The organism is Nostoc sp. ChiQUE02 (assembly GCF_034531305.2).
Lineage (GTDB): Bacteria > Cyanobacteriota > Cyanobacteriia > Cyanobacteriales > Nostocaceae > Nostoc.
Window position 1 is genome coordinate 433435 of record NZ_JAVRBN020000001.1, and the last position, 18341, is coordinate 451775.

Annotated in this window: 15 protein-coding genes; 14 read left to right on the forward strand and 1 reads right to left on the reverse strand. The window is 38.3% G+C overall.

Annotation, left to right across the window (positions count from 1 at the left end; all coding sequences use genetic code 11):
* Window positions 1-160 precede the first annotated feature (160 nt).
* Complete coding sequence (locus RM347_RS02025; protein ID WP_322722434.1) at window positions 161-598, forward strand: NUDIX hydrolase; 438 nt, start codon at window positions 161-163, stop codon at window positions 596-598.
* A 357-nt stretch (window positions 599-955) separates the two neighbouring features.
* Complete coding sequence (locus RM347_RS02030) at window positions 956-1888, forward strand: alpha/beta fold hydrolase (RefSeq protein ID WP_322722436.1); 933 nt, start codon at window positions 956-958, stop codon at window positions 1886-1888.
* Between the two features lie 73 nt (window positions 1889-1961).
* Here the strand turns inward: RM347_RS02030 and RM347_RS02035 are convergent, their stop codons facing one another.
* Window positions 1962-2330 (reverse strand): BON domain-containing protein, encoded by a 369-nt coding sequence (locus RM347_RS02035; RefSeq protein WP_322722437.1) that lies wholly within the window; start codon window positions 2328-2330, stop codon window positions 1962-1964.
* Window positions 2331-2679: 349 nt separating this feature from the next.
* Between RM347_RS02035 and ilvN the strand changes: the two genes are divergently transcribed.
* From ilvN to RM347_RS02095, 12 genes are all read left to right on the forward strand, one after another.
* Window positions 2680-3198, forward strand: a complete 519-nt coding sequence (gene ilvN / locus RM347_RS02040) for an acetolactate synthase small subunit (protein ID WP_012408560.1) — start codon at window positions 2680-2682, stop codon at window positions 3196-3198.
* 743 nt (window positions 3199-3941) lie between these two features.
* Window positions 3942-5960, forward strand: a complete 2019-nt coding sequence (locus RM347_RS02045; RefSeq protein ID WP_322722438.1) for a polysaccharide biosynthesis protein — start codon at window positions 3942-3944, stop codon at window positions 5958-5960.
* Window positions 5961-6007: 47 nt separating this feature from the next.
* The gene (locus tag RM347_RS02050; protein ID WP_322722439.1) at window positions 6008-7039 is read left to right on the forward strand and encodes a glucosamine inositolphosphorylceramide transferase family protein; all 1032 of its coding nucleotides are present in this window, start codon (window positions 6008-6010) and stop codon (window positions 7037-7039) included.
* Window positions 7040-7091: 52 nt separating this feature from the next.
* Window positions 7092-7886 (forward strand): hypothetical protein, encoded by a 795-nt coding sequence (locus tag RM347_RS02055; protein ID WP_322722440.1) that lies wholly within the window; start codon window positions 7092-7094, stop codon window positions 7884-7886.
* A 119-nt stretch (window positions 7887-8005) separates the two neighbouring features.
* The gene (gene murJ, locus RM347_RS02060; protein WP_322722442.1) at window positions 8006-9298 is read left to right on the forward strand and encodes a murein biosynthesis integral membrane protein MurJ; all 1293 of its coding nucleotides are present in this window, start codon (window positions 8006-8008) and stop codon (window positions 9296-9298) included.
* 247 nt (window positions 9299-9545) lie between these two features.
* Window positions 9546-10385 (forward strand): class I SAM-dependent methyltransferase, encoded by an 840-nt coding sequence (locus RM347_RS02065; RefSeq protein ID WP_322722443.1) that lies wholly within the window; start codon window positions 9546-9548, stop codon window positions 10383-10385.
* 200 nt (window positions 10386-10585) lie between these two features.
* Window positions 10586-11779, forward strand: a complete 1194-nt coding sequence (locus tag RM347_RS02070) for a glycosyltransferase family 4 protein (protein ID WP_322722444.1) — start codon at window positions 10586-10588, stop codon at window positions 11777-11779.
* Between the two features lie 86 nt (window positions 11780-11865).
* A complete protein-coding gene (locus RM347_RS02075; protein WP_322722446.1) occupies window positions 11866-13014 on the forward strand; it encodes a glycosyltransferase in 1149 nt (382 codons plus the stop codon).
* Window positions 12995-14215 (forward strand): O-antigen ligase family protein, encoded by a 1221-nt coding sequence (locus RM347_RS02080; protein ID WP_322722448.1) that lies wholly within the window; start codon window positions 12995-12997, stop codon window positions 14213-14215. The genes RM347_RS02075 and RM347_RS02080 overlap by 20 nt, the downstream gene beginning before the upstream one ends.
* Window positions 14212-15360, forward strand: a complete 1149-nt coding sequence (locus RM347_RS02085; RefSeq protein WP_322722449.1) for a glycosyltransferase family 4 protein — start codon at window positions 14212-14214, stop codon at window positions 15358-15360. The genes RM347_RS02080 and RM347_RS02085 overlap by 4 nt, the downstream gene beginning before the upstream one ends.
* A gap of 6 nt (window positions 15361-15366) precedes the next feature.
* A complete protein-coding gene (gene asnB, locus RM347_RS02090) occupies window positions 15367-17316 on the forward strand; it encodes an asparagine synthase (glutamine-hydrolyzing) (RefSeq protein WP_322722450.1) in 1950 nt (649 codons plus the stop codon).
* 300 nt (window positions 17317-17616) lie between these two features.
* Window positions 17617-17955: a tyrosine-type recombinase/integrase gene (locus RM347_RS02095; RefSeq protein ID WP_322722451.1), complete on the forward strand. Its 339-nt coding sequence runs from the start codon at window positions 17617-17619 to the stop codon at window positions 17953-17955.
* The last annotated feature ends 386 nt before the right edge of the window (window positions 17956-18341 follow it).

Consider the following 18341-nt stretch of genomic DNA (forward strand, 5'->3'; position numbering starts at 1 on the left):
AATAGTATAGATATTCTTTAGAATGATTCATTTATCTTTTTCTACCATGATTAGGTCAAACCTTTATACAACTTAGAATCTGAAGTGCATATCGCTTATTAAAAACAAATCCAGATAGTAAGTATCATGAACTTTATGAAAAATTTTCATAATGAATCTGATGAAAAATAATCCATTTAAGCTGATACCAGCCTCTCATTTAATTTTGATTAAGGATGATAAAATATTACTTATTAGACGTTTTAACACAGGGTATCAAGATGGGAACTATAGTGTTGTTGCTGGGTTAGTAGATGGAAATGAAACTTTGGTGCAGGCTGTAGTCAGAGAAGCAAAAGAAGAAGTGGGAATAGATTTAAATATACAAGATTTGCAAGTAGTTCATATTATTCATCGCAAAGATTCTGGAGAAGAATGGATTGATGCTTTTATTTTGGCAAATAAATGGAAATATGAACCTGAAAATATGGAGCCTCAAAAATGTGACGATTTGGGTTGGTTTGAAGTTGAAGCTCTTCCCAACAATATAGTTCAATACGTAAAGCAAGCAATTGAAAATATAAAAAAAGGAATCTTTTATAGCGAGTATGGCTGGTAATTTACACCGGAGGTGGTCAAAATTAGTTGGGATACTGCAAAATTTTGTATATACTTTAATTTAAGATTCTAGTTAAAACTTTCACTTGTTATTGCAAATAAATTTACTTTTTTGTACCAAATTCATAAAATTTTTTAATATTAATAAATAGTTATTCGGTTTCAGATAAGCTAATTCATGCTCTGAGGAAAGAGTTGATTTATTTTATTTATAATCGTATCAAATTTTACAATTATCTAGATGCTTTTGAAATCTTTATTAGTTTTTATTAGTAAATAAGATGCGTTTGCCCTGCCCCAACCCCCAAAGACATTTTTCTTATAATGGTATTTCAGTGCTGATAAATCGGAGGTAAGTGTGACCACTACGGTACACTGGCAGGAACGGGTTGGTAATCAAAGAGATTGGATTTGGCGTGGCTGGCAAACTCGTTATACTTACATTCGCCCTAGCCAAAATCACCACAATACAACACCCCTAATTTTGTTACATGGCTTTGGCGCTTCCATTGGTCATTGGCGACATAATTTAGAGGTGTTGGGTGAGCATCACACAGTTTACGCCATCGATATGCTGGGTTTTGGCGCTTCGGAAAAAGCCGCAGCTAATTACAGCATCGAACTCTGGGTTGAGCAGGTTTACGATTTCTGGAAAACATTTATCCGTCAACCAGCAATATTAATAGGCAATTCCAATGGTTCACTGATTTCTATGGCAGCTGCCGCCACCCATCCTGATATGGTACGAGGTATGGTGATGATGAGTTTACCCGACCCGTCATTAGAGCAAGAAGCAATCCCGCCTCTGCTACAACCAGTGGTCAGAGCAATTAAAAATATTGTCGCTTCGCCGTTGATTCTTAAACCTGTGTTTAACTTCGTGCGCCGTCCTGGGGTGCTGCGTCGCTGGGCACGTCTTGCCTACGCTAACCCAGAAGCGATTACCGATGAACTCATAGAAATCTTAGCAGGGCCTCCCCAAGACCGGGGTTCGGCAAGGGCGTTTAGTGCTTTGTTCAAAGCTGCGATCGGAATTAATTTTAGTCCCAGTGTCAAGACAGTATTACCAACCTTAACAATTCCGATGCTCTTAATTTGGGGACAAAAAGATCGGTTTGTTCCCCCAACCCTTGCTAGCCAATTTGCCCAGTACAACGAGAAATTGGAAGTGCTGAATTTGGAGGATGTAGGGCATTGTCCCCATGATGAATGTCCAGAACAAGTCAACCAAGCTATTTTAGATTGGATTGAGAGGTGGGTTGGCGATCGCCAACCGTTGGTTACTCCCTAAATGTTATGCTTTGGGTGCGATGGGGTAAGCAATGCGATCGCCACTATTGAATTTTGAATTCCTTAATAAACACCTAGCCAATCGTGGCTTGGTTAGTATCAACATCTGTAGTGCCATGCACAGAACGAGCTACAGAAATCATCTTGTTGAGAATTTCTTGACTGGGAACTTTACCTTTCAATACTACAGTGCTACCAGTTTGAGCAACCCAAAGGGTATTAACATCATCGAGTTGGGGATCTTGATCGAATGCCAAAGCTACCCGCTTTGCCAACCCACTTTGGTCATATTCGCCGCTTAATCCCAGACGTTCTGGGGGTATTGATTGAGTAGCAGTAGGAGCAGCGTTAGTACTAGGAGCTTGCGCTATTGACTGCGGAGTAGGATTTACTTCTGCATTTTGAGGTTTTTCCATTCCAAATAGTCTTTTTAACCAACCCATAAAAACTTTTCTCCTATTAGAGGCTCATGTAAATCTGAGTATAAAAGCTTTACAAAAATGCCGCATCTGCCAATGAAAAGAGATGCATTCAATGTAATTCCTCCTTGCAGTATAATTTCTGCCTAATTTTTTCTCTCTAGAGAATGTAATGATTGCAGCTATTGAGTTTACAATAAAAGGTCGCACTGATAATTAGTGCAATAGTACGCCACCACAGAAATCACCATACATCTGACAAAATGTCAAGGGTTTATAACTCAAGGAATTTTGAATTTTGAATGAGTGAATTCTGCAAAGCTGTACTAGTGTCTGCGTTCCTCAAATCCTGTTCTAGCCTCTGTTGGCGAAGATGAAACATACCCTTTCAGTTCTCGTAGAAGATGAGGCGGGTGTTCTTTCCCGCATTTCTGGTTTATTCGCCCGTCGCGGCTTTAATATTGAAAGCCTTGCTGTTGGCCCCGCTGAACAGGGAGGAGTTTCCCGAATTACGATGGTTGTACCTGGTGACGATCGCGTTATCGAGCAACTTACCAAGCAACTGTATAAGTTAGTCAATGTCCTTAAGGTACAGGATATTACCGAAACTCCTTGTGTAGAGCGGGAATTGATGCTTTTGAAGGTGAATGCTAGTAGCAGCAATCGCTCAGAAGTGATCGAACTCTCTCAGATTTTCCGAGCGCGAGTCGTGGACGTGGCGGAAGATTCTCTCACCCTAGAAGTTGTGGGAGATCCAGGTAAAATGGTAGCGATCGTGCAGGTGTTGCAAAAATTTGGTTTGAGAGAAATCGCGCGGACTGGCAAAATTGCCCTGACTCGTGAATCGGGTGTGAATACCGAGTTACTCAAGTCTTTGGAAGCAAAAGTTTAGTTGGGAACTTAAATAAAGGCTTGTAAATAATCAACTTGTGGGGGCGAACATCTGTGCGCCCCCAACCTGTGTTATTTCCATAGATGCGTACCGATGAACCAGTGAGTTGAGCGGGTTTCCTAACTTAAGAAGTAATAATAACTACTAACATACAATTAAGCATATGGGTTATGTCTTTTTATATGCATAAGTTACGCCAAATTGGCATGACGCAACTAATAAGAAACTGCTACAAAGTTAATAAGCTTAGTAAAAAATCCTCTTCAACAGTTTTGTAAATACAAAATACTTTAGGGGTGGCAACTTTTGCTTTGTGGTTAACAATGCTTATTTATAAAGCAATAGGATTCACTTAAAGCTTGATATTTCCTAAAAAAGGTTGGGATTAAGCAATTCTAGTTAAACTTATGCAATTCTAGCTAGACTTTTCTGCAACTTGAATGCACATTGTTTTATGCTCTTTTTCTCAAGGTTTATATCCGTATGCCCACAAGGAAACAGCTATGTGCAGCGTGCCTGGATAAAAAGATATCAATAACCGAAATACATTGATTTATAGGCATTAAAAGTCTAATGTAAATTTAAAAAAATCCTGGCAGGTTAAATCCCCTAAAATTAGTATTTTCATAGGGTAGTTTTACAGCGCCAACATCTTTTAAATTGCGTTAATTGACTATATTTGTTTTGAATTAGCTTGGAATATTTCTACTTCACTTAGATTATCCTAGAGGCTTTATACATACATGGATTGCTTGTTATTTGCTTCTCACTGGCTACCTCAAAAATTAATTAGCGGCTTATTGATAAAATTACTAGATTTAAAAAACAAGCATTTGTTTGTTTTTGATACTATTGTTTTTTCATTTACAGCCTTTTTCGCTCTCAACCTCTATTTAAATGGTAATTTTTCCATCCAAGAGTATAGAGTAAAATTAGGAATTACAACAATACTTTTTTTAGCAGTCAAACTAACTGTATTGTGGAGTTTTGGTTTTTATAGACTTTACTGGCGCTATGCCAGTATTGAGGAACTTTTATATATAACGATGCTAATGGGTATTGCAATAATAATTCAAGCAGTATTCTTTGATGCTATGCGATTTATACCATATTTAGCACTGGATACACTGCCACAATCATTACCATTAATCGACGGGTTACTTTCGTGTATTTTTATTGGTGGAGTGCGTTTTAGTATTCGAATTGTAGAAAGAATCAGTCAGCAACGTGCAGTATTTAAGCCACAAGACCGCGTGTTGATAGTTGGTGCTGGCAATGCTGGCGTTTCCCTTGTGCAAGAAATGCAAAGAAATCCTCAACTGGGGTTTCATCCTGTTGCTTTTATTGACGACGATCCGCACAAATTTCGTGCATACATCCGCGGGATACCTGTAGTAGGCGATCGCTATCAAATACCTGATGTTTTAAAATCTCTCCAAATCCATAAAGTTATCATTGCAATGCCTACAGTTACAGGTGGAGTTATTCGAGAAATCTTAGATATTTGCAAAGCAACTGGAACCCAAACTAGCACTTTACCAGGCATACATGAAATCCTCAATGGTCGTGTGCGAGTTGATAGCATTCGAGATGTACGGATTGAAGATTTACTAAGACGAGAACCTGTACAAATAGATATTGAGCAAGTTGCTCAATTCCTTAAAGGTAAAACAGTACTAATTACAGGCTCAGGTGGATCAATTGGTAGCGAACTTTGCCGTCAAATTTTTAAATGCAATCCTGCTGAAATAATCCTTATGGGACATGGAGAAAACTCTGTGTTCAATATCCAACAAGAACTAGAACAACTTGTTCAAGTTCTCGAAAATGAGGGCAAATCACCAAGAAACACTCCTCGTCTTTCTACCTTCATTGCTGATATTCGCTTTAAATCTCGATTAGAACATGCATTCGAGCTATTCCAACCTGATGTCATTTTCCACGCTGCGGCTCATAAGCACGTCCCATTAATGGAATTAAATCCAGTAGAAGCAATCACCAACAATGTAATGGGGACAAAAAATTTACTAGAACTATCGCTGCAATATAATGTGAAACATTTTGTGATGATTTCTACAGATAAAGCAGTTAATCCTACCAATGTTATGGGTGCTAGTAAGAGAGTCGCCGAAATGTTGGTGCTGCAAGCCGCAAGAGAAAGTGGTAAGCCTTATGTTACCGTCCGTTTTGGCAATGTTTTAGGCAGTCGAGGTAGTGTAGTTCCCACCTTTAAAAAACAAATTGCAGCAGGCGGGCCAGTAACTGTTACTCATCCAGATATTCGTCGTTATTTCATGACGATTCCAGAGGCAGTCCAACTTGTTTTGCAGGCGACAGTACTTGGTCGTGGTGGTGAAGTCTTAATGTTGAACATGGGTAAACCTGTGAAAATTGTTGACTTAGCTAAAGAATTAATTCGCCTTTCAGGATACGAAATCAACCAAGATATTGAGATTGTATTTACTGGCTTACGTCCAGGTGAAAAGTTATTTGAGGAATTATTTCTTCCCGGAGAAGAATATGAAGCAACTCAACATGAAAAACTGTTAGTAGCCAAAAATGCTAGTGGGATGATTCCAGAAAATTTGGCTATTACTGTAGAAACTTTATGTCAAGCAGCAGCTAAAAACGATACGAGTTTTATCCTGTTTTTGCTTGAGCAACTAGTGCCAGGATATAAACCTAAACATTTAGATAATTATGCGGCAGCAAATATTTCCAGCAATAATTCTGTCAAAATACTGGCACATATAAAACCCTAAGGAAGATAAAAAAATCAAACTTCACAATAGGAAACAGGAGAATAAATATGTACAAAAACTATAAGATCAACAGGATCTTACAGGCATCCAATAGAGTATCTAGAGTTAATGATAGATATTTAGCTGGAATGAAAAATATAGCCAAGACTTTTGTCGCAAGAAGAAGCGAATGGTCAATTGGAATTTATATAGGCAAATCTCTTTTTGATTTTGTTAGTCCAGAAAAAATCATCAATCCAGTTTTGACTGCCAAGGATATAACAGATATCCCAGCCTACTTTGTTGCTGACCCATTTATGGTTTGTGAGGACGGGATTTGGTATATGTTCTTTGAAGTTCTGAATAGCCTTCAGAATAAAGGAGTAATAGGATTAGCAACTAGCTATGATGCATATAAATGGAATTATCAACAAATTATACTTGATGAAGCGTTTCATTTATCTTATCCATACGTGTTCAAATTCCAAAACGAATATTATATGATTCCAGAAACCTCTGAAGCTGGTTCTATTCGTTTGTATAAAGCAACTAATTTTCCAACAAAATGGACATTTATTAAAACCTTACTTGATAAAAGAGATTTTGTTGATCCTAGTATTTTTCAATACAATAATCTGTGGTGGCTATTAACTGCAACATCAGAAGCCAGGAATAATCTCCGTCTTTATTATTCTAAAGATTTGACAAGTTCGTGGATTGAACATCCTAAAAGTCCTGTTATAGAGGGAAATAAAAACATAACAAGACCAGCAGGTAGAGTTGTAGTACTCGATGACAAAATTATTAGATATACCCAGGATTGTGAGCGGATTTATGGAAATAAAGTTCGAGCATTTGAAATCACAAATCTGACAACAACAAGTTATCAAGAGAAAGAAGTCAAAGAGAATCCAATTATCAAAGCAAGTGGAATAGGTTGGAATCAAATAGGTATGCACCATATTGATCCTCACAAAATTGATACAAATAAATGGATAGCATGTGTGGATGGAAAGCGAGATCGATTAGTTATCAACCCAAATTCAGTAGTAACAATTTCGCGAAAATGGATAAGTGAGCATTTCAATATCAGGAATTGATAATTACTCTTTTGATAAGTGGATTTTAGCTACAGAATGAGGAAAATAAGCTATGTTAATTGTTACAAAGAAATTTATCTTTTCAGTGGGAGAAGTCTGGTTTGACGAAGATCCACAAGAATTAGGTAATGTAGATGTACTCCATTATAGGCAATGGATACACCCCATTGAGGGTAGTCAGTCTGATGAATTTTATACAAGGTTAATTGACCTAACTAAAAGTCATGATGAACTTTGGAAAAGTATCAGTAGCAATGATAGATATAAGATTAGGCGAGCAGAGCAAAAAGACCAGGTTATTTATGAATCTTTTGAGCATATTGACTCTGATGTTATGAATAAGTTTGCCGATTTTTATGATTTATTTGCTTCCCAAAAAGGGTTAACCAAGATTAATCGAAGCCAGCTAAAAAATCGCGTAGATGCTGGTGTAATTGAAATTTCACATACCAAGTTAAAAAATGGTGAATCTTTAGTTTGGCATGTTTATTATCGTAGTAATAATCGAGTTCGTCTTTTGCATTCTGCGTCACTTAAAAATAGTACTGATACTTCCTATCAGTCAATTTTAGGACGTGCAAATCGTTACCATCACTGGCAGGATCTAGTGAGGTTTAAAAATTTAGGAATTTCGGTTTATGATTTTGGAGGCTGGTATACTGGAAACACAGATCAGGAAAAACTAGGTATTAATCAGTTTAAAGAAAAATTTGGTGGAGAAATTGTCAAGAATTTTAACTGTATTAATGGCATCACTATGAAGGGCAAACTATATTTGCATTTACTGAAAGTTTATACGAGTTTATCTCAATTATCCTTACCACGCTTATCGAATTTTAGATTTTAGATTGAATAATTCTCAATCATTTAAACTGCGGTATGAAAATGTGGCGTTTGCAAAGCTTAGTTGATTACTGGAAGCAACTGACAAGTGGTTCTATCAATCGCCAAATTTTTGGTGCAGCGATGATAGTTGGTTTATTGACAGCATTGGTTAAAATTGCGGCTGTAGGTAAAGAATTGGTGGTTGCTCAGAGGTTTGGTACTGGAGACGATTTAGACGCGTTTTTAATTGCCTTGTTGGTTCCTTCTTTTATCATTAATGTAGTCGCTGGTTCTTTTAATACTGCTCTTATACCTACTTATATGCAGGTACGAGAACAGGAAGGTATAAAGGCGGCTCAAAGGCTTTTCTGTGGAGCCACAATCAGCGGCTTGGGACTATTAGGAATCACAACGATACTGATGTTAGCTAGCGCACCCGTGTATTTATCATACATTGCTGCTGGATTTAGTCCCGAGAAGTTAGATATGACTTTTCATTTGCTCTGTGCGATCGCACCTTTTGTTCTCTTAAGTGGGATTATTATCATCTGGGGCGCGGTATTGAATGCAGGAGAGCGTTTTGCTTTAGTAGCTTTGTCACCAATTATCACCCCAACTATTAGCGTCCTATTGCTCTTGATGCTTAAATCTTGGGGTATTTTCGCCTTAGCAGCAGGCTTAGTCTGCGGTGCAGTAGTAGAAATAACTCTTTTAGGAGCAGCACTACACCGACAAGGCATTTCATTGCTTCCAAAATGGTATGGGTTCGACACTCACCTGCGTCAGGTTGTTAACCAGTATTTCCCTATGATTGCAGGGGGGTTTTTAATGTGTAGTACAAATTTAGTAGATCAATCTATGGCAGCGATGTTGTCACCTGGTAGTGTAGCAGCACTCAGCTATGGCAACAAGCTGATTGCCTTCCCGATATCTCTAGCTACCACAGCATTAAGCACTGCTGTGATTCCCTATTTTTCTAAGATGGTAGCTTCTAACGATTGGATAGGTGCACGCCATACGCTTAAGCAGTATATGCAGCTCATCTTTGTGACTACTATGCTGCTGACAACATTCTTGCTGGTATTTTCTGAGCAGATAGTTCAGATACTCTTTCAAAGAGGTTCGTTTACAGCTAATGATACTCATTTAGTAGCTCAGATACAAAATTATTTTGCTTTACAAATTCCTTTTTATATAGCAGGAACTTTGGTTGTACGATTAATTTCTGCTATGCAAGCCAATCATATATTGATGTGGGGTTCTGCTTATAATCTAATCATCAATATTTTTCTAAATTATGTATTTATGCAATGGCTTGGTGTTATAGGTATTGCTTTATCTACTACTTGCGTTTATGTTTTTTCATTCTTATTTTTAACGTATTCTTTAAAGGCAAGGTTAAACGATAATAGTCTAAATTTAAAAAATGATTAATTATCCAGTATCTGATATAAAAGTGAAAATCCCGACGCTCAAAAATTTTTTAATGCTGGGAATTTAGAAATAAATAAACAATTCGCTTTATAAAAAAATATGGAGATATGATATGGGAAGAAGTCGTAACTTAATTTATGAATTAAAAACTTATTTAGTCCTGAAAAAATAGCTAAAATCAAGAGTAAATTATGAGATATTACAGGAAAATCCAATCAAAAAAACCTTTATTACTAGAGAAAAAGCCATGAAAAAAAGTTATATAATAGAAGTCAAACAGGGTGAACGATTCCAATTTGGTGAGAACTGGAGACACTTTTTATTGGTTCTCAATGATAAACACATTGCAGAAGCTGAAAAGTCTCTCAAGCAGATGCTAAAGCTAGATACTTTGCAGGATAAAAGCTTTCTTGATATCGGTTCTGGCAGTGGTTTATTTTCCTTGGCTGCACATCGCCTTGGAGCTAAAGTTTATTCATTTGATTACGATCATGATTCTGTAGCTTGTACACAAGAACTCAAACGCCGATATTTCTCAATGGATGATTCTGATTGGATTATTGATGAAGGTTCAGTTCTAGATTTGGATTATTTAAAATCTTTAGGGCAGTTCGATATTGTCTATTCATGGGGTGTCCTTCACCATACTGGAGACATGTGGCGATCTCTAGAAAATGTTAGTTTGACCGTTGCGAATGGGGGACAATTGTTTATAGCAATTTATAATGATCAGGGTGGTTGGAGTAAGCGGTGGAAACAAATTAAAAAAACTTACAATACTCTACCAAAATTTTTCAGGCTACCCTTTGCAATTTTAGTACTGTTTCCGCGTGAAATAAAATTGATGGGAGTTGCATTATTAACCTTACGGATAAATAGCTACATTCAATATTGGCTGCAATATCACGAAAACCGAGGCATGAGCCGTTGGTATGACTTAATTGACTGGATTGGTGGCTATCCTTTTGAAGTTGCAAAGCCGGAAGAAATTTTTGGCTTTTATCGAGCAAGAGGATACACATTGGAAAGATTGAAAACTTGTGCTGGCGGTCTTGGATGTAATCAATTTTTGTTTTCAAAGCAATGATAAGCATAAAAAAATAGTGGATCAGTATAAGCAGCTAGTAGAGGTTTAACAAAGCTACCATAAAGCAATTTTAAATAGTGATTTAGATTATTTTCGTTTTGTTATCTTAAATCTTCTGTGTCCATCTGTGCACACGGTCATTTTTCGTTCCATGCAAAGATCAACATATTTAACCAATGTGGAAGTCTAGTTTTACTTGAATGAAGATAACATTAATTATTCATTCCCTTACTTATGGCGGTGCAGAACGTGTCATGTCAATCATGGCAAATTACTGGGCAGCCAAGGGATGGCAAATTACTATATTGACATTTGATGAGAATAAAATACCCCAATTTGATTTAGATAGTCGTGTTGTTTACACTCCGTTAGGTATCGCTAGTAAATCTCCCAATGTGGTTATCGGTATCTGGAATAACTTGAAGCGCATCGGAATATTACGAAATGCAATTATCAACAACAACCCAGATGCTGTGATTAGCTTCACGTCTAAAATTAATGCGATCGCTTTATTAGCAACGCGATGGTTAAATATACCAGTAGTTGTGTCTGAACGTAGTAATCCGGTAAAAAGCTCTTTAGGTGGAAATTGGAAACAACTACGACAACAGACTTATCCATTTGCAGATCGGATTGTTTTTCAAACGAAAAGAGCAAGAGATTGTTTTCCATCGAAACTGCAAACTAATAGCTGTATTATCCCTAATATGGTTGTATTACCACCTATAGAAAAACAGTCATCAGACAAGGTTTTGAGAGAGCGATCGCTCATTGCTATGGGACGCTTTGTCCCAGAGAAAGGCTTTGATTTATTGCTGCAAGCCTTTGCACAACTGAAGGATCGTTATCCAGAATGGACATTGACAATTTTAGGAGACGGTACACTACGCCCAGAGTTGGAAGCTTTGGGTAACCAACTTGGATTGAGCGATCGCGTTCATTTTCCTGGAATGGTAAAAAATAATTATGATTTTTTACAGCAAGCAGAGATTTTTATTATGTCTTCCCGCTTTGAGGGTTTTCCTAATGCACTTTGCGAAGCAATGGCATGTGGATTACCAGTCATCTCTACAGATTGTCCCAGTGGGCCACGAGAGATTATTCGTGATGGCATAGATGGCATTTTGGTTCCAAATGAAGATGTGTCAGCATTAGCCGCAGCAATGGAACGATTAATGTCTGATGAAAAAGAACGGAAGTCTTTAGCTGTTCGTGCGCCAGAAATAATCGAACGATTCAGTGTAGAGAAAATAATGAGTATCTGGGAAAAATTGTTAGCTGAAGTTATTACTGACTTTTCATGCTATGTGGAAAAGCCCACAAAAAACCTAACCCCCTTCCCGATGCGGGAAGGGGGAAAATTCAAAGTCTCTCCTAAAAGGAGAGGGATTTAGAGAGAGGTTTTCCAGATGTCATGAAAATTCAGGAATTTCTTAAAGAGAAATCCTGAGAATTTACAACCAACTTTTATTTTAAAAATATGAAAAATAAAATTGTATTTCTCATTCGTGACCTTAACTATGGAGGAGCAGAAAGACAATTAGTGACACTAGTAAAAGCTCTTGATAAACAATGCTTTGATGTCACCGTTTTATGTTTTTACCCTAGTGGCTCATTATCTTTAGATAAAGACTTGAAAGATAGCGGTATCCCAGTTATATGTTTAGAGAAACAAGGACGTTGGCATTTATTTAGCTTCTTTTGGCGTATTGTTCAGCATCTTCAATATATAGATCCCGATGTGTTGCATGGATATATTGGAATACCTAATTTACTCACTATCTTCTTAAAGCCCTTTTTTCCTTCAACACGCATGGTTTGGGGAATACGATCATCTAACGTAGATCCTGATTTTTACAATTGGTTAGGGTGTTTGCTTTTCCAGTTAGAGTGTCTTTTATCCCGCTTTGCTGACTTGATTATTGTCAATTCTTATGCCGGTCGAGCATATTACCTGACTCATGGATTTCCTGCTAACAAGATGACAGTAATTCCTAATGGTATTGATATCGAACTATTTAAACCCGATCAAGGAGCTAGGATAAAAATACGAAGATCGTGGGGAATTTCTGAAGACACGATTTTGCTCGGTTTAGTGGGGAGACTAGATATAAGGAAAGACCATCCCACATTTCTTAGAGCAGCAGCATTACTCTATAAGGAAAGACAGGATGTGCGTTTTGTCTGTGTGGGTAGTGGGTCGGAAAACTATGCACGAGAGTTGTATAAACTGGCTGATGAATTAGGCATCTCCGATCAAGTTATCTGGGTAAAAGCGTGTACAGATATGTCTGCAATATACAATGCCCTAGATATTGTTGTTTCTTCATCCTATACAGAAGGATTCCCCAACGTGATTGGAGAAGCGATGGCCTGTGGCGTCCCTTGTGTGGTAACAGATGTAGGTGATTCTGCTTGGATTGTTGGTGATACCGATGTAGTAGTACCTCCTAAAAATCCAGAAGCATTGAAAACTGCTATGAAGAGGTTGATAGAAGATATTGGGAAGATTGAGTGCGATCGCACGCAAATTCGACAGCGAATTATTGACCAGTTCTCAGTAGTTAAATTAGTCCTTAAAACCGAAGCCGCTTTACTTTGCCTATCCCATGAATCTATCTATAAATAAAAAACACAATTTACTATTTTATTACCAATGTGCCCTTGCTGTAGGGGCTATTTTGACTTTCTTCACAGAAATTAGTTCCTATTTGTATACATCGGGAATCTTCTCTAGACCTCCCTTATTTTGGATCGTATTCTTTGGTCTAGCCTCCATACCATTGCTTTTTTCAAATATAAAATATATATCACGCTCTGTGATTACTTGGTGCTTTGGGTTTATCTTTGTCTCTTTATTATGGTTCGTATTATTATCGATACCTGCTGAAATTGCTGTTGAAGAATTAAAAAAGCGGATTTTATCAGTGATATTTATTCTAATAAATATCTTGATTTTTTCTTGTAACAAAAATATTCATTATTTGACTAGATGGGCAATTTTTATCACAGTTTTAATGGCTGTATTCAACAATATTTACGAATTTTTTAACCCGATCGCATTTAATTCATTAGGTACTGGTGGCAGGTCTGCTGGATTTTACCTAAATCCCAACAGTGATGGTGCTGCGTTAGTACTTGGCATGATTTTTAGTGTGAGTCTATTGCAACCAATATATCGTTTACCTTTTGTATCTATCATCGGTATTGGGGTGCTGTTAACATTTTCTCGAGGAGCTATTCTTGGCTGGTTAGTTACAGTTATTATTTTTACCATCACCAGTATACTTAACCTTCATAAATTACTTTATTGGGTGTTGGGAATAGGAACAGTTATTATTAGTTTCGGTTCACAGTGGTCAGAAGAAATTTTACAAAATTTTAGCCTAAATCAAAATTCTCTTGAAAGAATTGCATGGTTCCAAAACATTTCAACTTCTGATTCTGAAGATTCTGCTGATTCTCGTTTAGAAGTGGCTCAGTTAGCTTGGGAGCTATTTACTAAACATCCATTTTTCGGTAATGGCATTGGCTCAACTTTAACATGGAATATGGAAATATCTACACACAACATCTACTTATACTATATGGCAGACCACGGAATTTTAGGCGCTTTCATCCTACCTCTATTAGTATATGCAGTCACACAACATGCCCACGGGGAAACTAAATATATTGGCTTGGCTTTTGCTGCTTTTATTCTTCTTTGGGGGCTATTTAGCCATAATGTTTTAGAGGAACGCTACATCTTAATAATGTTCTCATTAATAGCTGCTATGACTGCGGCGAGTCAGTTAGAGCAAAGATTTAAAGTAGGAAATTCATCATGAAAATAATTTATATCATTACAGGGCTTTCTACCGGTGGGGCTGAAGTGATGCTTTATAAACTCCTTTCCAGAATAGATCAAGAGCGTTTTAGTCCAGTTGTCATTTCTTTGATGGATCGTGGTACATGGGGCGATCGCATTGCAAATTTAGGTATTCCTGTTTACACCATTGGGATGAAACAAGGAAAGCCTAAATTAGTTAATATTTGGCAATTGATTAATATAATCCGCCAACTTAAACCTGATTTAATTCAAGGTTGGATGTATCATGGAAACTTAGCTGCACAGTTTGCCAGACTTTTTATATTCAGACAGATGTTCGTTTTATGGAATGTACGTCATTCACTTTATGCTTTAGACTTAGAAAAGCCGGGAACAACTATTATTATTAAACTGTGCGCTCAATTTTCTAACTTTCCTACAAAAATTATTTATAACTCTCAAAATAGTGCTAAACAACACGAAAAAAGCGGGTATGGTATCGAGAAAACCTGTGTAATTCCTAATGGGTTTGAAACAGAAAAATTCACACCATCAGCCAAGGCTCGCCTTAGTCTTCGTTTAGAATTAAATACGCCCGAAAATGCTTTGCTGATCGGTTTGATTGGTCGTTATCATCCCATAAAGGATCATTTTAATTTTCTTCAAGCTGCTGCATTACTACTTAATAATTATTCCAACGTCCAATTTGTTCTTGCTGGCAATAAAGTAGATTGGCAAAATCATATTTTATCTGAGCTAATCCATGAATTAGGGCTTGTCAAGCAGATACATCTACTAGGTGAACGTCATGATATACACCGTTTAACTGCTGCTTTAGATATCGCCTCTTCCTCTTCCTCTGGAGAAGGTTTTCCTAATGTAATTGGCGAGGCTATGTCTTGTGGTGTTCCTTGTGTCGTAACAGATGTGGGAGACTCGGCCTGGATTGTTAGTGATACAGGAAAAGTTATCCCCCCAAGCGATCCAGAGGCATTAGCGAATGCTTGGAAAGCGTTGATAGATATAGGTAAGGAGGGCAGAGAAGCCTTGGGAAAAGCTGCACGGGCAAGGGTGATCGAATGCTTTTCTTTAGACTCCATTGTGGCTCAATATGAGGCGCTATACGACAACGTGCTTGCTAAAAAAACTAAATTTAAAGGGTAAGATTCAATGTGTGGCATTGCTGGTTTTTGGAATATCTCTAGACGAGTCAGCCCTGACGAACTGTGTTACATGGTTCAGCAGATGTCAGACACACTCTTACATCGAGGGCCAGATAATGGTGGGAGTTGGGTTGATGCAGAGGTAGGGATTGCCTTGGGGCATCGACGACTGGCGATTGTAGACCTTTCGCCAGAAGGACATCAGCCGATGATATCTGCGAATGGTCGATATGTAATTGTTTTTAATGGTGAAATTTATAACTTTTTGGAGTTAAAGCGTCAACTTGAATCACTAGGCCATCATTTTCGGGGACGTTCTGATACTGAGGTGATGCTGGCTAGTTTTAGTCAGTGGGGATTACATAGAGCAATTGAGCGCTGCAATGGGATGTTTGCTTTTGCCTTGTGGGATCGTCAAGAGCGAATTTTGCATTTAGGGCGCGATCGCTTGGGTGAAAAACCTCTCTATTATGGTTGGATGGGTCAAACCTTTCTATTCGGTTCCGAGTTAAAAGCTCTAAAAGTCCATCCCGCTTTCCAGGCAAAAATCAACCGTGATGCCTTAGCAGCGTTTTTCCGAAATAACTACGTACCTGCACCCTATTCAATCTACGAAGGCATCTATAAGTTACCACCGGGAACAGTCCTCACTTGGAACGGCGTAGATACTCATCCCAATCCTGTACTCTACTGGTCTGCAATTAAAGCCGCCGAGTTGGGTGTTAATGAACCCTTCACCGGGTCGGAAATAGAAGCTGTGGCACAGATGGAGGCGTTATTACAAGATGCAGTCGGACTACGCATGATTGCAGATGTGCCCTTAGGAGCTTTTCTTTCAGGAGGGGTTGACTCTTCCACTGTGGTAGCCCTAATGCAGGCTCAAAGTAGCCAACCTGTAAAAACATTTACCATCGGTTTTGATGAAGATAATTATAATGAAGCACATTACGCCAAAGCAGTAGCACAGCATTTAGGCACAGACCATACAGAACTTTATGTAACCCCAAAAGATGCACTTGCCGTCATCCCCAAGCTGCCGACACTGTACGATGAACCCTTCTCCGACAATTCCCAGATTCCGACTTTCTTAATTTCCCAGCTTGCTAAACAGCATGTAACAGTCAGTCTTTCCGGGGATGGTGGGGATGAACTTTTTGCCGGATACAAACGCTATTTTTGGGGTCACAGCACTTGGCAAAAGATTGGCTGGATACCTCTAACGCTGCGCCAAGCCGCTGCACGTACCCTATCAAGCTTATCGCCTCAAACTTGGAATCGTGGTTTGGCTAACTTTTATGGCTTACTACCAGCTAAACTCAAGCAACCGACTCCTGGGGATAAATTGCACTGGATTGCGGAAATATTGGCAGTTTCTGATGCTATAGCTTTGTACACAGGCATGATTTCTCATTGGAAAGAGCGAGAAGCATTAGTAGTAAATAGTTTAAAGCCTTTGATGAATTATAGCGATCGCCAAGAATTAGCGCAGTTACCCGACTTCATTCAACAGATGATGTATCTCGACACAGTGAATTATCTCCCAGACGATATCCTAGTCAAAGTTGATCGAGCCAGTATGGGTGTGAGTTTAGAAAGTCGGATACCATTTTTAGATCACCGCGTAGTGGAATTAGCTTGGCGTATACCACTTTCTATGAAAATCCGTAATGGTCAGGGTAAATGGTTATTACGTCAGATTCTGTACAAGTATGTACCTCAAAACTTGATTGAGCGCCCTAAAATGGGGTTTGGAATGCCGATTGATAGTTGGCTACGCGTTCCTTTGCGAGACTGGGCAGAAGACCTACTAGATGAACATCGGCTACAGCAAGAAGGATTTTTGAATCCGCAGCCGATTCGACAAAAATGGGCAGAACATCTTTCATCTGAGCGAGACTGGCAAAATTATTTGTGGGATGTGTTGATGTTTCAGGCGTGGTTAGAAGAAAACCATTAAATTATTAGACCTATCCTTAATACAAAAATAATGAAATAATCAGAAAAAACTAGAAATAATTGACATTGAGCATGACAAGCCCTTTAGTGAGAATAGAGTTGCATCCACAGCAGAAATGTTGAATTATGATACAAAACTTTACATATCTAGTTACAGGAAGTATTACCAATAGAAGGTGAAATAAACACTACAGCGATACGGAATAACTTACACTCAATTGGTCAACGCTTAGAAGACGAGTTGGGGGAAGAGAAAGGAGGATACATTGAAGGCTGCCCAAGGGATTGGGATGAATTGCCCATGTTTAGAGCATTGCAACCTCAACTACTTCAACGCCTAAAAAGTTTCTTAAAGTTGCAACGAGATTATCCTGCTAGTCCCTATATTTTCCAGTCTTCTCGACTTGGCCCATTGGCACATGATACGATCGCCGGCATTGTTGAGCGGGCTGGTGAGTTAGCTGGTTTGCCTTTCCCTATTCATGCTCATATGCTACAGCATGGAACAGGTTATTATCTGGCTAATCGAGGGATTGATACCCGAACAATTCAGAGTTATTTGGCGCATAAAAATATTCAGCATACTGTTCGTTACACCGAACTTGCGTCTACCAAGTTTCAAGGTCTTTGGGATGATTGATGTTTAAGGCCCCTACTTAATTGTTGCCCATCTCCCCCGAAAAAAATCGCTCTCCGTATCTAGGTCTGCAAGCTTAAGTCGTCGTTTTTCTGGGTCTTGTTTTCTCTTATGAGTATGGCGGGTGCGTTTCCATATCTTATATTTAATTGTAACTACCTACTTAACAGGCGGGCATTGATGAGTACAAACTTAATGGAGTAAATCCTAAATCAGATGAATATACCCAAATGAAATGAACACGAATGAATTGATGTCATTAGGCATAAACTATTCTCAACCTATTGGATAGATGAAGCTTTCTATTAATTTGCTCGGATTCGGGCATTACTGCGACGAGGCAGCACAGTATTAACCAAAGTACTCTGCTGGGGTCAGTTGCAGCTCGA